General features: G+C 63.5%; 18 protein-coding genes. 7 read left to right on the forward strand and 11 right to left on the reverse strand.

Annotation, left to right across the window (positions count from 1 at the left end; all coding sequences use genetic code 11):
• Positions 1-10 precede the first annotated feature (10 nt).
• Positions 11-958 (reverse strand): NAD(P)/FAD-dependent oxidoreductase, encoded by a 948-nt coding sequence (locus ATN37_RS12290; protein ID WP_158170455.1) that lies wholly within the window; start codon positions 956-958, stop codon positions 11-13.
• A 65-nt stretch (positions 959-1,023) separates the two neighbouring features.
• Here ATN37_RS12290 and ATN37_RS12295 point away from each other — a divergent pair, with 65 nt between their 5' ends.
• The gene (locus ATN37_RS12295; protein ID WP_042450077.1) at positions 1,024-1,608 is read left to right on the forward strand and encodes a helix-turn-helix domain-containing protein; all 585 of its coding nucleotides are present in this window, start codon (positions 1,024-1,026) and stop codon (positions 1,606-1,608) included.
• Between the two features lie 36 nt (positions 1,609-1,644).
• Here the strand turns inward: ATN37_RS12295 and ATN37_RS12300 are convergent, their stop codons facing one another.
• From ATN37_RS12300 to prfB, 7 genes are all read right to left on the reverse strand, one after another.
• Positions 1,645-2,502: a DMT family transporter gene (locus tag ATN37_RS12300; RefSeq protein WP_218695296.1), complete on the reverse strand. Its 858-nt coding sequence runs from the start codon at positions 2,500-2,502 to the stop codon at positions 1,645-1,647.
• A gap of 8 nt (positions 2,503-2,510) precedes the next feature.
• Complete coding sequence (smpB, locus tag ATN37_RS12305; RefSeq protein ID WP_003942330.1) at positions 2,511-2,984, reverse strand: SsrA-binding protein SmpB; 474 nt, start codon at positions 2,982-2,984, stop codon at positions 2,511-2,513.
• A 76-nt stretch (positions 2,985-3,060) separates the two neighbouring features.
• Positions 3,061-3,966: a permease-like cell division protein FtsX gene (gene ftsX, locus ATN37_RS12310; RefSeq protein ID WP_003942367.1), complete on the reverse strand. Its 906-nt coding sequence runs from the start codon at positions 3,964-3,966 to the stop codon at positions 3,061-3,063.
• 81 nt (positions 3,967-4,047) lie between these two features.
• Positions 4,048-4,728, reverse strand: coding sequence for a cell division ATP-binding protein FtsE (gene ftsE / locus ATN37_RS12315; RefSeq protein WP_020969258.1), 681 nt, complete (start codon positions 4,726-4,728; stop codon positions 4,048-4,050).
• Between the two features lie 71 nt (positions 4,729-4,799).
• A complete protein-coding gene (locus ATN37_RS12320; protein ID WP_007731286.1) occupies positions 4,800-5,285 on the reverse strand; it encodes a hypothetical protein in 486 nt (161 codons plus the stop codon).
• Positions 5,282-6,166 carry a mechanosensitive ion channel family protein gene (locus ATN37_RS12325; protein ID WP_003942304.1) on the reverse strand — a complete coding sequence of 295 codons (885 nt, stop codon included), beginning with the start codon at positions 6,164-6,166 and terminating at the stop codon, positions 5,282-5,284. The genes ATN37_RS12320 and ATN37_RS12325 overlap by 4 nt, the downstream gene beginning before the upstream one ends.
• Before the next feature lie 22 nt (positions 6,167-6,188).
• On the reverse strand, positions 6,189-7,295 hold the full coding sequence (gene prfB, locus ATN37_RS12330; protein WP_003942364.1) for a peptide chain release factor 2: 1,107 nt from the start codon (positions 7,293-7,295) through the stop codon (positions 6,189-6,191).
• Between the two features lie 109 nt (positions 7,296-7,404).
• On the opposite strand from prfB, the gene ATN37_RS12335 reads away from it, so the two are divergent.
• From ATN37_RS12335 to ATN37_RS12345, 3 genes are all read left to right on the forward strand, one after another.
• The gene (locus tag ATN37_RS12335; protein ID WP_007731285.1) at positions 7,405-7,899 is read left to right on the forward strand and encodes a carbonic anhydrase; all 495 of its coding nucleotides are present in this window, start codon (positions 7,405-7,407) and stop codon (positions 7,897-7,899) included.
• A gap of 19 nt (positions 7,900-7,918) precedes the next feature.
• Entirely contained in the window at positions 7,919-8,701 is a 783-nt protein-coding gene (gene hisN, locus ATN37_RS12340; RefSeq protein WP_064112620.1) for a histidinol-phosphatase, read from the forward strand.
• 136 nt (positions 8,702-8,837) lie between these two features.
• Entirely contained in the window at positions 8,838-10,364 is a 1,527-nt protein-coding gene (locus ATN37_RS12345) for a multicopper oxidase family protein (protein ID WP_218695197.1), read from the forward strand.
• Here ATN37_RS12345 and ATN37_RS12350 read toward each other — a convergent pair.
• Both ATN37_RS12350 and ATN37_RS12355 read right to left on the reverse strand, forming a co-directional pair.
• Positions 10,358-10,996 carry a response regulator transcription factor gene (locus ATN37_RS12350; RefSeq protein ID WP_218695199.1) on the reverse strand — a complete coding sequence of 213 codons (639 nt, stop codon included), beginning with the start codon at positions 10,994-10,996 and terminating at the stop codon, positions 10,358-10,360. The two genes, ATN37_RS12345 and ATN37_RS12350, sit on opposite strands and share 7 nt — an antisense overlap.
• Entirely contained in the window at positions 10,993-12,138 is a 1,146-nt protein-coding gene (locus tag ATN37_RS12355) for a histidine kinase (protein ID WP_308125208.1), read from the reverse strand. Before ATN37_RS12355 ends, ATN37_RS12350 begins: the two co-directional genes overlap by 4 nt.
• 103 nt (positions 12,139-12,241) lie before the next feature.
• Between ATN37_RS12355 and ATN37_RS12360 the strand changes: the two genes are divergently transcribed.
• From ATN37_RS12360 to ATN37_RS12370, 3 genes are all read left to right on the forward strand, one after another.
• Positions 12,242-13,690: an acyl-CoA dehydrogenase family protein gene (locus ATN37_RS12360; protein ID WP_218695300.1), complete on the forward strand. Its 1,449-nt coding sequence runs from the start codon at positions 12,242-12,244 to the stop codon at positions 13,688-13,690.
• A gap of 27 nt (positions 13,691-13,717) precedes the next feature.
• Positions 13,718-14,923, forward strand: coding sequence for an acyl-CoA dehydrogenase family protein (locus ATN37_RS12365; protein WP_003942363.1), 1,206 nt, complete (start codon positions 13,718-13,720; stop codon positions 14,921-14,923).
• Positions 14,924-15,079: 156 nt separating this feature from the next.
• A complete protein-coding gene (locus ATN37_RS12370; protein ID WP_003942348.1) occupies positions 15,080-16,714 on the forward strand; it encodes an acyl-CoA synthetase in 1,635 nt (544 codons plus the stop codon).
• Between the two features lie 6 nt (positions 16,715-16,720).
• Here the strand turns inward: ATN37_RS12370 and ATN37_RS12375 are convergent, their stop codons facing one another.
• Positions 16,721-18,049: an amidohydrolase family protein gene (locus ATN37_RS12375; RefSeq protein WP_064075173.1), complete on the reverse strand. Its 1,329-nt coding sequence runs from the start codon at positions 18,047-18,049 to the stop codon at positions 16,721-16,723.
• Positions 18,050-18,066: the final 17 nt, after the last annotated feature.

An 18,066-nucleotide genomic window follows, 5' to 3' on the forward strand; every position in this document is an offset into this window, starting at 1 on the left:
TACGCACAATTCAACTGCGAAGCGCGAGTGCAACCTCGAGGTCGTCGTTGGTCAACATCATGTTGATCCCCGCTCCGGCCTTCGCCCCGGCGGCTGCGGCCATGATGACCTGGGCACCCGGGTCCACGACATTGCCCGCAGCGAACACGCCGGGCACGCTTGTGGCCCCCATCATGTCGACTGTGACAAAATCGCCCATCATCGTCTCGGCGCGCTGCGCACCGAATGCGCGCAAGATCGCATCGTTGGGGTCCATCGTGAGGGCGCCACCGACAAAGACCGCCGAACGCGCGACCACACTGCCGTCGGCCAACCGCACGCCCACCAACCGATCATCCTCGACGACGGGACCGGCAACCTCACCCTCGACGATCGAAATACCGCGAGCCGCAAGCTTTTCCCGATCTTCGGAACTCAGTTCGGTGATGCGATGAAGGAAGAGAACCACGTCATCGGACCACTGGCGAACCATGAGCGCCTGGTGCATCGCAAATTCCGCGCTCTTGGCGATCACGCCGAGCGGCTGATCACGCACGCCGTACCCGTGGCAGTACGGGCAGTGCAACACATCGCGTCCCCAACGCTCGCCGAAGACTTCGAGTTCTACCGGTAGGCGGTCCGTCAGACCCGTCGAAACAAGCACCTTGCGCACCTGAATCTTGCTGCCGCCAGCCAGTTCTACCGAGAATTTCTCGCCGTCCGGTGTCACGGAGACAACGGTGCCGTCATGGAACTCGCCGCCGAATTTGCGGACCTCACCTCGGCCGATGGTCAACAATTCTGCCGGGTTCATGCCGTCACGGGAGAGGAATCCGTTCATGTGGTCGGCGGCCGCGTTCCGTGGCGATCCGTTGTCGAAGACGATCACGGACCTGCGTGCCTGACCGAGAATGAGTGCGGCGTTGAGGCCTGCCGCACCGGCTCCGATTACTGCTACGTCGAATGAGTTCTGCGTCATGAATCCAGAATGACAAGAGAACGCAGTCTTGACAAACACTGTTGCCACTTTGGCAAAATGAGTGCATGACCGAACCATCGTTCGAAGCCGTACTAGCCGGCATCGGCCCTCGCCTACGTGCGTTGCGCCAGCAGTCCGAGATGACCCTGGCCGACCTGTCGGAGACCACCGACATCAGCGTCAGCACACTGTCGAGACTCGAATCCGGTACTCGCCGAGCCAACTTGGAGTTGCTGCTGCCGATTGCCAAGGCACACGGCGTCCCGTTGGACGACCTGGTGAACAGCAAGATCAAGGACCCCCGCGTTCGAGAAGAACCTCGAACGGTCGGATGTATGACGGTCATTCCGCTGACCAGTCAACCCGGCAATCTGCAGGCCTACAAGATGATCATCTCGCCCACCGACGACGATCGCGAACCGGGATCCCACGAGGGCTACGAGTGGGTCTACGTTCTGTCCGGGCGCATCCGACTCCAACTCGGCGACCGGGATTTCATCATGGGGGCAGGCGAGGCCGCCGAGTTCGACACGCACATCCCGCACCGCATCAGTGCTGCCGACGGCCGGCCGGCCGAGGCGATCAGCCTCTTCGGAAAACAGGGCGAGCGGGTTCACCTACGCGCAGCGCCGGCCGACAGACGCGGCTGAAACGCTAGGACTGAAAACGCTGGAACTCGAAAAAATCTAGGCGCCCGCGACGGCAATCATGCCGACTGCCGCCAGCGCCAACAGCATTCCCGCTTGTTGCACGCGGCTTACCCGCTCGCCCAGCATCACCATGGCGAGCAGAACCGTCGCAGCCGGATACAGCGAACCGATCACGCTGACCAGTGAGAGCATTCCGCCTTGGAAGGCGTAGATCATCGTCCCGTTCGCGACGACGTCGAGGACGCTGACGTACACCGCGAGCTTGAGTGGCTCGCCTCGTGGGAGAACGAAGTGACCGGCCGCCAGCGCGACCAACCACACCACGACGGTCGCGGCGCCTCGAGATACGGCCAACGCCCACAGCCCGCTGCCCTCGCCGATCTGGTGAAGTGCGATGAACGAGAGAGCAAATGCGCCACCGCTTCCGACGGTCAGAAGAGCCACTTGTCTGGTGAAGCGGAGGGTGATTCCGCCGGCAACCTCACCCGCGGTGTCGTCAGGCGACTCGCGGCTGACCAGGACGACGGCGACCAGCGCGACGGCAATACCCAGGTACGCGATCAACCCCGGCCGCTCACCGAAAGCGAAGCCGACGAGCACCGGAATGCCCGCCACCAGAACAGCTGTCAGCGGCGAGACCACCGACATGGGGCCGGTTGCCAGCGCGAGATAGAACCACCAGACCGCCAGACCACTCGTGACGCCCGCGATCGCACCCCAGATCAGACCGTTCGGCGTCAGCGTCCCGGATACGAAAGGTGCTGCGATCAGAACGATGACGAGCGAGAGTGGATACGAGACGATCACCACACGCAGTGCGGCAACTCGTCGTGACGCAACTCCCCCGACGAAGTCGCTGACTCCGTAGGCAACTGCCGCCACGAGGGGAAGCAGGATGGAGGTCAGCGCATGCCCTTGATACGACGACCGAGCTCGCGGGTCACCTCGCGCTCGGCGGTGCGCTTGGCCATGTCCTGGCGCTTGTCGTAGTCCTGCTTACCCTTTGCCAGTGCGAGTTCGACCTTGACCTTGCCGTCGTTGAAGTACATCGACAGCGGGACCAGCGTCTGGTTTCCCTCGCGGGTCTTGCCGACGAGGTGCTCGATCTCACGCTTGTGCAGCAGGAGCTTTCGGGTACGACGTGGCGAATGGTTGTTCCACGTGCCTTGCGTGTACTCCGGAATGTGCAACGAGCGCAACCACACTTCGCCGTTGTCCACCGTGGCGAACGCGTCGACGAGCGACGCCTTGCCTTCACGCAGACTCTTGACCTCGGTCCCGACGAGAGCGATGCCGGCCTCGTAGGTGTCGATGATCGTGTAGTTGTGGCGTGCTTTGCGATTGGTCGCAATGACCTTGCGGCCCTTTTCCTTCACTGTCCGGGCCTCTCAGTCCGCTGTCTTGCTGTCGAATGGTTCTTGCTGTTCCAGCATAGAAGCTCGTGCAAACCGATTATTCGCGGACGTACAGACGCAGCGTCACGTACGCCGTCACCGCGGCCATTCCGACACCGGCAAGTACGAGGATCGGCGAGACGAACAGCACGTCACTGTTGGATATCCGCGCCACGATGTTTGCTTCGTAGACGTCGGACAGGACCCCGTCGATGAAGACGTTCTTCGCCGTGAACAGCCCGGCAATGGCGAGCACCGCACCGATCAAGGCCGCCACGACGGCTTCGAGGAGGAACGGAAGCTGGGTGTACCACCGCGTCGCGCCGACCAACCGCATGATGTTGACCTCGGTACGACGCGTGAACGCGGCGATCTGGACCATGTTGGCGATGAGCAGGATGGCCGCTATCGCCTGGACGATCGCGATCGCGAACGCTGCGTTGCGCACTCCACCGAGCACGCTGAACAGTCGGTCCACCAACTCGCGCTGATTGAGCACACTCTCGACGCCGGGCCTCGAACCGAAGGTGTCGTTGATGACGCCGAACCGCTCCGGGTCACTGAGCTTGACCTTGAACGACGCCGGGAAGCTGTCCGGGCTCACCAGGGCTGCCAGTTCGGGCTGGTCCTTGAAGACGCGCTCGGTGGCGTCCTTCACGGCGTCTTCGCGGTTGAGGTACTGAACCGCGACGACGGACGGAGTCTGCTCGAGTTCCTTGCGCAACGAACTGCAGATCTCCTGCTCGCAACCGGGATCGGCCGAAGAGATGTCGTCGGTCAGGAAGATCTGCACCTCGACGCGTTCGAGGAAGATCTGCTGGGTCTTGCCTGCCATCTGCACGACCAGCAGACCGCCGCCGAAGAGTCCGAGGGAGATCGCCGTCGTCAAGATCATGGCGATGGTCATCGTGATGTTGCGGCGTAGGCCGGTCAGGACTTCGCTGAAAATAAAGCTGGCGCGCATCGGGGAATCCGATTCCTTTTCGAGAGGCCGGTTGTTTCACGACAACCGGTGGGCGTACGGGACGTGTGGTCGTAGTCGGCGCTACCTGCCGACGCCGTACACACCCCGCGCTTCGTCTCTGGTCACCTTGCCGAGATCGAGTTCGATGACGCGTCGACGCATGGAGTCGACGATGTGGTGATCGTGGGTCGCCATCACGACGGTGGTGCCGGTGCGGTTGATCCGCTCGAGCAGCAGCATGATGTCCTGGCTCGTTTCGGGGTCCAGGTTGCCGGTGGGCTCGTCGGCGAGCAGCACGAGAGGGCGGTTCACGAATGCGCGGGCGATGGCGACGCGCTGCTGCTCACCGCCGGAAAGTTCGGTGGGCAGTCGATCGGCTTTGCCGGCCAGACCGACCATGTCGAGAACCTCGGGCACAGTGCGCGCGATGACGTTGCGGGGCTTGCCGATGACTTCCAACGCAAAGGCCACGTTCTCGGAGACCGTCTTCTGCTGAAGCAAGCGGAAGTCCTGGAACACACAGCCCATGCTCTGGCGAAGCTTCGGCACGCGGCGGGCCGCCAACTTGTTGACGTGGAAATCCGCGACCTCGATGTCGCCGGACGTGGGCGACTCCATCTTGAGCAGCAACCGCATGAACGTCGATTTGCCGGAGCCGGAGGGGCCGATGAGGAAGACGAACTCCCCCTTCTCCACCTCCACACTGACCTTGTCGAGCGCCGGCCTGGTGGAGGCCTTGTAGGACTTCGACACATTCTTCATGCTGATCACAACTAGCCAGTCTAGCCGTTATCTAACGGTGACCTTGGCGCCACGCGCGAGCACCCTCGTCCTTATCCGGTACCGGTGGTCGCGGGTGACTGCGGCACAGACGTCGGTGCCTGCATCGCCGCGCCAGGTTGGGGAACGGTCGTCGTCGCCGGAGTGGTCGGCACCGTGGTCGCGGACTGTTCGGCGTTGCCCGGCGCAGGCGCGGGACCCGAAGTCGGCGTCGGAGAACCTGAGCTGCCCGTGCTCGATTCCGGAGACTGGGTCTCGGACGTAGTCGTCGGCTCGGTCGAGGACGGCACGGGGGTCGTCGTCGACGGTTTGACCGAGGGCGCGACGTAAGGCTCGGTCTGCGACGTGTCCACGCTGGGCGGTGGTGTCACTGCGGTCGGGTCCTCAGGATTGAGATACGTATGCAACAGATACGTCAATATCCACGCCACGATGAGAATGAAGGTAGAGGTTCGCATCCGGCCGCCGAAAATCCGGGACGGGAGCCAGTCCAGGTGAAACAGTCGGTCGAGTCCGCGGCGCGGTTCCTGATCGGTCATTCGCTCGCCTCCTCGGTCCGTACGGTGTGCAGATCCGGTGACACCGTGATCCCCTGACGTCGCAGTGCTGCGGCGACGCGGACGCGAAGAGCGCGTCCGACCTGGAACTGTTTGCCAGGGAGTGTGCGCGCGACCATCCGCACGTTGACCTGATCGACCTCCAGGCTTTCGACGCCCATGACCGTGGGCTCGTCGAGCAGCAGTTTCTTGAGTCCGCGGTCGGCCATCGCGTCGACTCCGACCTGGCGAAGCACCTCGTTGACCCGGGTGAGATCGGCGGTCGCCGGAACCGGAACGTCGATGACGGCGCGTGCCCAATCCTTGGACAGGTTGGTCGCTTTCACGATCTGCCCGTTGGGAACGGTGATGACCTCGCCGTCGGAGTTCCGCATCCGCGTCACGCGCAGGGTCACGTCCTCGATGACACCCTCGGCGTCGTCGGAGGAACCGGTGATCGCAAGCCGGACGGTGTCACCGAAGCCGTACTGACGTTCGGTGATGATGAAGAAACCGGCAAGAATGTCCTGCACGACGCGCTGTGCACCGAAACCGAGCGCCGCACCGAGAACGGTCGCCGGCGCGACGAGACTGCCGATCGGCAGGTTCAGTTGGTCGAGAACCTTCAGCGTCGCGATCACGTAGATGAACGTGATGACCACCCAGGTGATGACCTGCGCGACCGAGTGACGATGCTTGGTCGCCTCGGAACGAACCAGCGCATCGCCCAACTGATAGTTGGAGTCGATCTGGTCGGTGACCTTGTTGCCTCCCCAACTGACCAACCGGGCGAGAATCATCGCCCCGAGCACGGTCATGAGGACGGACAAACCGGTGGTTTGAAGCCAATCGAGCAGGTTCTGCCCAGGTCGAAGTAAAGTCATCGTGCCTTTCGGTATCCGAACGCTATGCGGACTGGTTCTCGCTCATGCGCCAGCGGATGCCGGCCTCGAGGAACCCGTCGATGTCGCCGTCGAGCACTGCCGACGGGTTGTTGACCTCGTACTCGGTACGCAGGTCCTTGACCATCTGGTACGGATGCAGAACATAGGAGCGCATCTGGTTGCCCCACGAGCTGCCGCTGTCGCCCTTGAGCGCATCCATCTCGGCGCGCTCCTCCTGACGCTTGACCGCGAGCAGCTTTGCCTGCAAGACGCGCATCGCCGACACCTTGTTCTGGAGCTGCGACTTCTCGTTCTGACAGGTGACGACGATTCCCGTCGGGATGTGCGTGAGTCGAACGGCGGAGTCCGTCGTGTTGACCGACTGGCCGCCGGGACCGGACGAGCGGTAGACGTCGACGCGGATGTCGTTCTCGTTGATCTCGATGTGGTCGGTCGTCTCGACGACCGGCAGTACCTCGACCTCGGCGAACGACGTCTGACGACGCCCCTGGTTGTCGAAGGGGCTGATGCGAACGAGCCGGTGGGTGCCCATCTCGACGGACAACGTGCCGTACGTGTACGGGCCTTTGATCGCGAAAGTCGCGCTCTTGAGTCCGGCTTCTTCGGCGTACGACGTGTCGTAGACCTCGACGCCGTAGTCGTGCTTCTCCGCCCAGCGGATGTACATACGCATGAGCATCTCGGCCCAGTCTGCAGCGTCGATACCGCCTGCACCGGAGCGGATGTTGATGAGAGCGTCGCGCTCGTCGTACTCGCCCGAGAGCATGGTCTTGACTTCCATCGCCGCGATGTCGTCTCGCAGGCTCGCGCGCTCGGCGTCGGCGTCGGCCACCGCGTCGGGGCCTTCGTCTTCTGCCAGTTCGTAGAGGATCGGCATCTCGTCGAGTCGCTCGCGTAGTGCCACGATCCGGCGTAGCTCGGCCTGCGCGTGGGAGAGCTGGCTGGTGACCTGCTGGGCGTGTTCCTGGTCGTTCCACAGACCCGGGTCGGCTGCCTGGTGCTCGAGCTCGTCGATGCGTCGGCGCAGCTCCTCGACGTCCACAACCGATTCGCAGGTGCGAAGGGTGGTGTCGAGGGCGTTCAGGTCTGCAATTACGTCGGGATGCACGGTTCTCAAGGCTACCGGGTGCCGACCTCGGCCCTGCCGCCCGTCACGTATTGGGATCACCGGGACTGGAAGCCTTGCCAACCTCGCTCCGAGGGAACCTACTGGAACGATGACTGTCACCGACGAATACCTGCAGAACAACGCCGCCTACGCCGAGCAGTTCACCGGACCGCTCCCCCTCCCACCCAGCAAACACGTCGCCGTACTCGCCTGCATGGACGCCCGCATCGACGTCTATCGGGTGCTCGGAATCAAGGAAGGTGAATCGCACGTCATCCGCAATGCGGGTGGAGTCGTCACCGACGACGAGATCCGATCCCTGGCCATCAGCCAGCGTCTGCTGGGAACTACCGAGATCATCCTCATCCACCACACCGACTGCGGAATGCTGACGTTCACCGACGACGACTTCAAGCGATCCATCCAGGACGAGATCGGCATCAAACCAAATTGGGCTGCCGAATCGTTTCCCGACATCGACGAGGACGTCCGTCAGTCGTTGAAGCGCATCGAGAACAGTCCGTTCGTCACCGCGACGACCTCCCTACGCGGATTCGTCTTCGACGTCGCAACCGGAAAGCTGAACGAGGTCCTCCCCGATTGAGCCGGTAGGTTGTGTACCCGTGACCGATCGCGCATCCGACCTCGCACTCGCCCTCCGTATCGCCGACGAGGCTGACGCGATCACTCGCGCCCGCTTCGGCGCCCTCGACCTTCGAGTGGACGACAAGCCGGACCTCACCCCCGTCTCCGACGCCGATCTGGCTGTCGAGCGAGCAGTGCGCGCGACGCTCGGTGAGCATCGTCCTGCGGATTCCGTACTCGGCGAAGAATTCGGCGGCGACGCAGTCTTCGAGGGCAGACAGTGGGTGGTCGACCCCATCGACGGGACCAAGAACTTCGTCCGCAACGTACCGGTGTGGGCCACGCTGATCAGCTTGCTCGAGGACGGCGTCCCGGTCATCGGCGTCGTGAGCGCACCTGCACTGAATCGGCGATGGTGGGCTGCAACAGGTTTGGGTGCTCACACGTCATTCGGAGACGGTGACGCTCGGGCGATCCAGGTGTCTGCCGTCGACCGCAGCGAATCGGCGAGCTTGAGCTTCTCGAGCCTCTCGGGGTGGAAGGACCGCGGAATTCGCGATCAGTTCGTCGAACTCACCGACCACGTCTGGCGCGTGCGCGGCTACGGAGACTTCTTCTCCTACTGCCTCGTGGCCGAAGGCGCCGTCGACATTGCTGCCGAACCCGAGGTGTCGCTGTGGGATCTGGCAGCGCTCGACGTATTGGTCCGTGAGGCCGGCGGCGCGTTCACCGATCTGGACGGCGGCGCAGGTCCGCACGGCGGCAGCGCGGTCGCCACCAACGGACTGCTGCACGAAGACGTTCTGGCCCGCCTGCGGTAACACCCGATTACCAGAACATCCCACCCGCCGCAAGGGTCCGAGGGAGGAGTTCCGACAGGCCCGTCGGCAGGATTCGGCACGACATCTCGGCCCGTTGACTGGAAGTAGTTGATCACGCACTACTTCCAGGAGAACGATGAACCGGATTTCCAGGCGCACGATTCTGTTCGGTCTGGCCGCGGCGCCCCTCGGGCTCGCGGTGGGCTGCGGCGCCGACCCGGCAGCGAAGAGCGCCACGTTGGCGGTGGCCGGAACTTCGCGTCCGCTACCGATTCCGCCGCTGGCCGAATCCACCGTCGACGACGCAGGTGTTCGCCACTTCACACTTCGTGCCGGTGCCGGGACCACCGAGATCGTCGCGGGAAAACTCACCGACACTTGGGGTTTCAACGGATCCATTCTGGGGCCGACCGTCCGCGCCGAACGCGGAGAATCTGTCGCATTCACGATCGACAACACACTGGCAGAGCCCACGACCGTCCATTGGCACGGCATGCATCTGCCCGCCCGATACGACGGCGGCCCGCACCAGACCATCGAAGCCGGCGGACGCTGGGAACCGGCGTGGACGATCGGCCAGTCGGCGTCGACGCTCTGGTATCACCCACACCCGCACGGATCCACCGAACGGCACGTGCAGCGCGGTCTCGCCGGACTGTTCCTGATCGACGACGCCGACACGCGGGCGTTGGACATCCCCAAAACCTATGGTGTCGACGATGTTCCGCTGATCATCCAGGATCGTCGATTCCTCGCCGACGGCAGCTTCGACGAATCGGATCCGACCGACATAGGCCTGCTCGGCGACACGATCGTCACCAACGGCATCTCCGACGCCTACCTCGACGTCACCACCGGGGTCGTCCGGTTACGCATTCTGAACGGCTCTTCCGGCCGTCTCTACAACCTGGGGTTCCCCGACGACCGCACGTTCGATCTGATTGCCACCGACGGCGGACTGCTCGAATCACCTATTGCGATCAAGCGGATTCAGCTCAGCCCCGGCGAACGAGCCGAGATCGTGGTTCGCGTCGACCCCGGTGCGACGACCACACTGGTGTCGTTCCCGATCGAGGACGGCGGTGGCGTGAGTTCCTCCGACGCCGAGAACTTCGGCATGAACGACCGCTTCGACATCCTCGAACTGCGGGGCGTTGCCAGCCGCGCGTCACGGTCGACTCTCCCGGCGCAGTTGGCCGTACTGCCGCGTCTGGATCCGTCGAAGGCAAGCGTTTCCCGAACCTTCGATCTGCAGTGGTACATGATCAACGGGCAACGAATGGACATGAACCGCATCGACTTCGAGGCCGAGGTCGGCGCGACCGAGGTGTGGACGATCACCAACAAGGACAACTGGCCACACAATTTCCATGTCCACGACGTACAGTTCCAGATCCTCGACGTCGACGGTCGCACTCCTCCGCCGCACTTGCGCGGACTCAAGGACACTGTTTACACACCACCGGGCAGTAGGATTCGCGTCGCGCTGCAGTGGTCCGAGTACACCGATCCCACGTTCCCGTACATGTTCCACTGCCACCTGCTGATGCACGAGGACCAAGGGATGATGGGCCAATTCCTCGTCCTCGAACCGGGGCAGAAGGCGGCTCCGATGCAGATGGACATGCCGATGCCTTCGTCTGGTTCGCACTCCGGTCACTGAAAGTTCTGCAAGTGGTACACGGCGAGGCGAACCCGATTGTCGCAACCGGTCTTCGACATCAGGTTCGCCACGTGCGTCTTCACCGTGGTGACACCGAGATACAGCGTGTCCGCGATCTCCTGATTGCTCTTCCCTTCTGCCACCAGTGCGAGGACCTGCGATTCGCGATCGGTCAACGGAACCTTCTCCGTCGCAGCAGTGTCTGCGATACCACCGATCACCGCTCGATCCACAACCCGGCGGAGAAGTTCCGGAGTGAACACCATCTCGCCCTCGGCGATCCGCCGAATGGCACCGAGCAACTCGGCGGGTTCGGTGTCCTTGACGAAGAATCCCGAAGCCCCCGCGGCGAGTGCGGGATACAGATGATCGTCGTCGTCGAAGGTGGTCAGCACGAGAATGCGCGCTCGACGACCGGCCTTGACGATCTGCTGGGTGGCGCCGATCCCGTCCAGCCCGGGCATTCTCAAGTCCATCAGAATCACGTCGGGATCCAATTCTGCAGCGAGCGCTACCGCCTCGACGCCGTTCGACGCCTCACCGGCCACGGTCATGTCCTCGGCTGCCGCGCACAGCATCCGCAAACCGGCGCGCACAAGTCGCTGGTCGTCGACGATCAGCACGCTGATCACGAGACATCGCCCGAGACAACGAGTGGAATACTCACGTGCACTTCCCATTTCCCGTCACTGTTGGTGCCGGCGGTCATCTCGCCGCCGACCAACTCCGCACGCTCCTGCATTCCCACCAGGCCATGACCTGCACTCCGAGGCGATCCCTCGACGTGGTTGACAACCCTGACATGCACCCGGTTGTCTTCGCGACCGACCGAGACCGATACCAGCCCCTTCTTGTCGCCGTGCTTCATGACGTTGGTCAGTGATTCCTGAATCACCCGCAACAACGTCAGCCTCCCGATCGCGTCGAGATCGGCTGCGCCTGACTCGACATTCTCCTGGGCATCGAAGACTGCCTGCACCTCGAAACCCGCCGCACGCACACGATCTATCGCCGCCTCGATTTCCGTCTCGACGGCATCCGGCTCGACCAGAGCGACCTCACCGAGCGAAGGATCACGAAGTGCGACCAGGAGGCGACGGATATCGGCCAGCGCATCGGACGCAGTCCCACGCACATCCGCGAGGACCTCACGCACGGCCTCGTCCTGGGGCGCCAAGACATGTTGAGCCACGCCGATTCTCAGGACGATCGATGCCATGTGGTGCGCGACCAGGTCGTGCAGTTCGCGGGCGAGCGCACTGCGCTCCGCAGCGCGGGTCTGCGCAAGATTGTTCGCGGCCAATTCACGCTGCGAGCGTAGATACAGCCCGAGCAGCAGTGGCAACCCCACGTACGCAAGCACTTTCACAGCCGTCGTGACAGACCAGAACGCTTCGTGAGATTCGAACCAGATCCCCGCGAGCACCGAACCGCACCATCCTGCTGCCGATACGGCAACCATTTCTCTACGCTCGGCCCGCATCGTGACGTAGACGACGGCGACCGCCCCGAGATACGGAACAAGCTCGGACAGCCCCCAGGCGTCGGCGACGAACATCGGAACGGCGAGCGCCGAGATGACCAGGGACGCGAAGACCGGCCATCGACGGCCGACAGCGAAGGCGAGCGCCGACAGCATCGACAGAATCCAGTAGGTGAGGGGAACTCGATACTCCCCCGGATACGTGCTGGCGATCAACAGGCACGGGACCACCACCAACGGCGTGTAGCGCACGTACCGCTGTATCCGATCTGGCACCTCTGTCCGGTTCACCCCTCGAGCCTATGACGCGCATCATTTCGCGGTTTCTCGACAACAGACCTTACTGATGAGTAAGATAAGGATCGTCCAACGCCCCAACACCGAGAAACAGCTGGTGATCATGACCAAGCAAGACAGTGTTGCCCCCGACAAGAGCGCTCAGCGCAGCGAATCGGGCGCGCAGCGCGGCGGCGCCAAGGGTGCGCCCCGCGACACGTCCGCCGTCGGCCTGAACCCGATCAAACGCGACGCCATGGGCGCAGCCATGCGTGTGCTTACCAAGATCACCGGTTCGGAACTGGCCGAGAAGTTCAATCTGCGTCAGACCATCGATCGCGTGACCTACGAGGGCACCAAGACGGGCTTCAAAACCCTGGGTGCCGCCACTCGAGGATTCCAGAAGGTCTCTGGCAACGGCGCACCCAAGCGCCTGCCCGACAACCCGAGCAAGAACGCCGACTACTTCGATCTGACCCCCGACGACGACCAGAAGATGATCGTCGAGACCGTGCGCGAGTTCGCGGCCGAGATCCTGCGTCCCGCAGCGCACGACGCCGACGGCGCAGCGCAGGCCCCCGCCGATCTCTCCAAGCGCGCGGCCGAACTCGGTATCACGCTGATCAACGTTCCCGAAGAACTCGACGGAGCAGCCGCCGATCGCGGCGCAGTCACCAATTCTCTTGTTGCCGAGGCACTTGCGCACGGAGACATGGGACTTGCACTTCCGATCCTCGCACCGAGCGGTGTGGCAGTCGCACTGACGCAGTGGGGCACCGACGCGCAGCAGAAGACCTACCTTCCGGCCTTCACCGGCGAGCAGGTCCCCGGCGCAGCAGTGGTGGTCAACGAACCACGCGCACTGTTCGATCCGTTTGCCCTGCAGACCAAGGCAGTGCGCTCCCCCAGCGGCTACAAGCTCAACGGCGTCAAGAGCTTGGTGCCCGCCGCCGCTACGTCCGAACTCTTCGTCATCGCCGCAGAACTCGACGGCAAGCCGTCCTTCTTCATCGTCGAATCCGACACCAAGGGACTCGTCGTCGAAGCAGATCCCAGCATGGGTCTGCGCGCCGCCGGTCTGGGTCGCCTGATCCTCACCGACGTCGCTGTGTCGGAGTCCGCACTGCTCGGCGACGGTGACGCCGAGCAGCGTAGGGCCGAATACGCCGACGCGATTCGCCTGGCTCGACTCGGTTGGGCGTCCATGGCCGTCGGCACCAGCCAGGCAGTTCTCGACTACGTGATTCCGTACGTCAACGAGCGCGAAGCGTTCGGCGAGCCGATCAGCCACCGCCAGGCGGTTGCCTTCATGGTCGCCAACATCGGCATCGAACTCGACGGACTGCGCCTGGTCACGCTTCGGGGCGCTTCACGCGCCGAGCAGGGCTTGTCTTTCGCTCGCGAATCCGCTCTGGCCCGGAAGCTGGCTTCCGAGAAGGGCATGCAGATCGGCCTCGACGGTGTGCAACTCCTCGGTGGACACGGGTTCACCAAGGAACACCCGGTCGAGCGCTGGTACCGCGACCTCCGTGCCATCGGCGTTGCCGAGGGCATCGTCCTCATCTGACGCCGCTGAACTTCCAGGAGAACCACGATGATCAACCTCGAACTTCCCAAGAAGCTCAAAGCATCAGCGAACCAGGCACATCAGGTCGCGGCGCAGATCTTCCGACCCATTTCACGTAAGTACGATCTCGCTGAGCACGAGTATCCCGTCGAGCTCGACACCATGGCTGCCATGGTGGAAGGCCTCTCCGATTCCGGTGGAGACATCGGCGGTGCCAGCGGCGGACGGTCCGACGCGAGCGCCAAGGGTGGCAACGCCAACGGCGGCAACATGTCTGCGCTCCTCAACTCGCTCGAAACGTCTTGGGGCGACGTCGGACTCATGCTCTCGATCCCCTACCAGGGGCTCGGCAACGCCGCGATCGCCGCAGTGTCAACCGACGAACAGCTCGAACGTTTCGGTAAGGTGTGGGCCTCGATGGCCATCACCGAACCGAGTTTCGGTTCCGACTCCGCCGCAGTGACCACCACCGCCGTTCTCGACGGCGACGAGTGGGTTCTCAACGGCGAGAAGATCTTCGTCACCGCCGGTGAGCGTTCGACGCACATCGTCGTGTGGGCGTCGGTCGACAAGTCGAAGGGCCGAGCGGCCATCAAGTCGTTCGTCGTTCCGCGTGACGCACCGGGCCTGAGCGTTGCCCGCCTCGAGCACAAGCTGGGCATCAAGGCCTCCGACACCGCAGTACTCCTGCTCCAGGATTGCCGCATTCCCGCGGACAACATCCTCGGCAGCCCGGAGGTCAACGTGGAGCAGGGCTTTGCCGGCGTCATGCAGACGTTCGACAACACCCGGCCCCTCGTTGCAGCCATGGCAGTCGGCGTCGGACGCGCAGCTCTCGAAGAACTGCGCGGCATCCTGACCGAAGCCGGTGTCGAGATCTCCTACGACACACCGGTCTACAACCAGCATGCAGCTGCAGCCGAGTTCATCCGTTTGGAAGCCGACTGGGAGGCCGCGTACCTGCTGTCTCTGCGCGCGGCGTGGATGGCCGACAACAAGAAGCCGAACTCGCTCGAAGCGTCCATGTCCAAGGCGAAGGCCGGCCGCACCGGCACCGACGTGACGCTCAAGGCAGTCGAGTTGGCCGGCACTTACGGCTACTCGCAGCGCCCGTTGCTCGAGAAGTGGGGCCGCGACTCGAAGATTCTCGACATCTTCGAGGGCACCCAGCAGATCCAGCAGCTGATCGTCGCACGCCGCCTGCTCGGAAAGTCGTCCGCCGAACTGAAGTGACGGTCGCACGGACCAGATCCCGAAACACTCCGCCCCGCCACCTTTCGAGGTGGCGGGGCGGAGTGCTCGGTCGCCATCGTGAAACTTCACCACCGAAACCTGATTGCGCATTAGTGTGTAATCAGTCCTACAACGACGCTCGGAAGAGGTTCACGTATGCCCGGATTGGTCACCAAGGTCACTGACACCATCGGCGCGGCGGGGGTCATGTTCCGAGCCGGACTCGTCCCGTTCCCTCGCCTCGATCGCGGACTCAAATCCATTGCAGCCGTGGACAAGTACGGACCCTTCGCCGGGCCGGTCCATGCACACGCCGAGAACGGCTACGACGCGGTGGCGATCATCGACGAGCGCGGCCCCATCACCTATGCCGAGCTCGAGCGTCAGAGCAACGCGTTGGTCCGGGCGTGGCAGGCCGACGGCATCACCTCCGACTCCGTCATGGGTGCGATGTGCCGTAACCATCGAGGCTTGGTCCTGACCATGCTGGCGGCAGCGAAGAACGGAACGAAGCTCGTTCTCATGAACACGGGCTTCGCTCGGCCCCAACTCGTGGACGTCGCCGCGCGGGAGAAGGTGGTCGCCTTCGTCTACGACGACGAGTTCGCGGACATCGCCGATGCCTTGCCGGACGACGTCGTCGTCTATCGTTCCTGGCCAGAGGGCACGGCCGCTGACGGTTCCACGGCAGCCACTCTCGACGAGGCCATCGCCGGACGCACCACGTCGTCGGTGCCGGCACCCGAGAAGAACGGTGGCTTCGTCCTCCTCACCAGCGGCACCACAGGAACTCCCAAGGGTGCGCCGCGTGGCCACACCTCCCCTCTCGCGTCGGCGCAGTTCCTCGACCGCGTGCCGTTGCGCCGCGGACAGACCATGATGATGGCGGCCCCCGCCTTCCACGGAACCGGTGTCTCGCAGTTCGCTCTCGCGTTGGCGCTCGGCCAGACCGTCGTCATGCATCGAAAGTTCGATCCGGAGAACACGATCAAGCTTGTCGCCCAGTACAAGTGCGACAGCCTGGTCGTGGTCCCGACGATGCTCACTCGCATCATCGACCTCGGTCCCGACGTGCTGTCCAAGTACGACACGTCGAACCTGAAGATCATCTTCTCGGCAGGTTCGTCACTCTCACCCGACCTGTGCAAGCGAGTCACGGCCTCGTTCGGGTACGTCCTCTACAACCTGTACGGATCCACCGAGGTCGCAGTGGCCACGGTCGCAACTCCCGAGGATCTGACCATTGCGCCGGGAACCGCGGGCCGCGCTCCGGTGACCTGTCACGTCGAACTGTTCGACGAGAACAACAAGAAGATCACCACCCCACACACGATCGGCAGGATATTCGTCGCCAGCGGGCTGAGCTTCGAGGGATACACCGACGGGCGCGACAAGGAACGTATCGACGGACTTCTCTCGACCGGCGACGTCGGACACTTCGACGCCAACGGCCTCCTCTTCGTCGACGGCCGCGACGACGACATGATCGTCTCCGGCGGCGAGAACGTCTACCCGCTCGAAGTCGAGAACCTGCTCGCCGATCGAGAGGACGTCTTGGAAGCGGCAGTCATCGGAGTCGAGGACGCCGACTTCGGGCACCGCCTGCGAGCTTTTGTCGTCGTCGCCCACGGCGCCGACCAGAACTCCGACGAGCTGAAGGATCACGTCCGGTCGAATCTCGCGCGCTACAAGGTTCCCCGCGAGATCGTCTTCATCGACGAACTTCCCCGCAACGCCACCGGAAAGCTGTTGCGCCGCGTCCTGATCGAGATGGAGATCAGCGAAGACTGAGCACAGTCACAAAGCGCTGAGCGTGCGGATCAATTCCGCCTCGTCGACGCGAGTCGAGTGCCCGTCGCGGAGCACGACCTCGCCCGCAACCAACACCGTGTCCACTATCTGACGACTGCCCGTCGTGAGAATGGACGCACCCGGATCTCGCACCGGGAGGCAACCGAAGTCGCGTTCGAACCGAATCATGGTGAGGTCGGCGGGATCGCCCACGGAGATCCCGCCGGACCTGGCCGGCAGACCGAGTGCTGCGTTTGCACCGCCGGATGCGATGTCGATCATGGCTTCGAAGCCGAGCAGGTCGGCACGGCCGCGCGCGGCTCGCTGCACATAGGCGCCGGTGCGCAGCGTCTCGAGCATGTCCTGAGTATCGTTGCTGGCTGCGCCGTCCACACCCAACCCCACCGCGATCCCCGCGTCGAGGAAACTCGGGACGGGCGCGATTCCGCTACCGAGCCGCATGTTGCTGACGGGGTTGTACGACACTCCGACGCCGCGCTCCGCCAGCACCTTCTGACCACGGTCGTCGAGTTCGACGCAGTGGACCGCCAGCACCCGGTCCCACAAGAACCCATGGGAATCCAGGTAGTCGACCGCGTTCATGCCCGCGTGTTCGGTACACATCGTGTTGTCGGTCTGCGTCTCGAGCAGGTGAATCGAGACCGTCAGGTCGCGAGCCTGCGCGAACTCACGCACTTCCGACATCCCATCCGGGGTCAGCGAACGTGGGTTCGGTACCGCGACTGCCACGTCGACGCGGGAACCTGCGACGTCGCGCATCATCTGATCCGTATGTGCGAGAACGTCTCCGAGTGGTTGCATGAGCCGCGGATCGAAGCCCCACTTCCTCGTCTTGTCCGCCCGGTCTGCGGTTCCGCGTCCCAGTACGGCACGAATCCCGGTGTCGTGCAACGCCCGGATCACAGCGTCGTGAACCTCGCTGGACGGATGCGGCCACATGTGTTCGACCAGGGTGGTCGTACCGCTGCGCAATGCCTCCAGCGAGGCTGCGACAGTGGCCGTGTATGCGCGCTCCGGCGTGATCTGAACCGACTCTTCTGCGACCGCGAGTAGCCATTCGAGAAGCGGTGTCCCTTCGGCGATCCCACGCATCAGTGACTGCTGAAGGTGCGTATGGGTGTTGACGAACCCAGGGATCAGATACGCCCCCGATCCGTCCACACTTCCAGGTGTGGCGGTGCCGGTCGACTTCTCGATCGATTCGACCACCCCATTCGAGACGACGACGTCGTGGCCGGTCAGCCATTGCCCGCCGCTGTACAACGTCACGTCCCGGATGATCGCGTCGGTCATGTTCTTGGGCGCGGTAGTCATCGCCAGTTCTCCTGAAA

The organism is Rhodococcus sp. MH15 (assembly GCF_019266045.1).
Lineage (GTDB): Bacteria > Actinomycetota > Actinomycetes > Mycobacteriales > Mycobacteriaceae > Rhodococcus_F > Rhodococcus_F qingshengii.

Bases quoted from the DNA above. Each gene is read 5' to 3' on its own strand.
- ATN37_RS12290 (WP_158170455.1), bottom strand. From the start codon at position 958: ATGACGCAGAACTCATTCGACGTAGCAGTAATCGGAGCCGGTGCGGCA.
- ATN37_RS12295 (WP_042450077.1), top strand. From the start codon at position 1,024: ATGACCGAACCATCGTTCGAAGCCGTACTAGCCGGCATCGGCCCTCGC.
- ftsX (WP_003942367.1), bottom strand. From the start codon at position 3,966: ATGCGCGCCAGCTTTATTTTCAGCGAAGTCCTGACCGGCCTACGCCGC.
- ftsE (WP_020969258.1), bottom strand. From the start codon at position 4,728: ATGAAGAATGTGTCGAAGTCCTACAAGGCCTCCACCAGGCCGGCGCTC.
- ATN37_RS12320 (WP_007731286.1), bottom strand. From the start codon at position 5,285: ATGACCGATCAGGAACCGCGCCGCGGACTCGACCGACTGTTTCACCTG.
- ATN37_RS12325 (WP_003942304.1), bottom strand. From the start codon at position 6,166: ATGACTTTACTTCGACCTGGGCAGAACCTGCTCGATTGGCTTCAAACC.
- ATN37_RS12335 (WP_007731285.1), top strand. From the start codon at position 7,405: ATGACTGTCACCGACGAATACCTGCAGAACAACGCCGCCTACGCCGAG.
- ATN37_RS12345 (WP_218695197.1), top strand. From the start codon at position 8,838: ATGAACCGGATTTCCAGGCGCACGATTCTGTTCGGTCTGGCCGCGGCG.
- ATN37_RS12365 (WP_003942363.1), top strand. From the start codon at position 13,718: ATGATCAACCTCGAACTTCCCAAGAAGCTCAAAGCATCAGCGAACCAG.
- ATN37_RS12370 (WP_003942348.1), top strand. From the start codon at position 15,080: ATGCCCGGATTGGTCACCAAGGTCACTGACACCATCGGCGCGGCGGGG.
- ATN37_RS12375 (WP_064075173.1), bottom strand. From the start codon at position 18,049: ATGACTACCGCGCCCAAGAACATGACCGACGCGATCATCCGGGACGTG.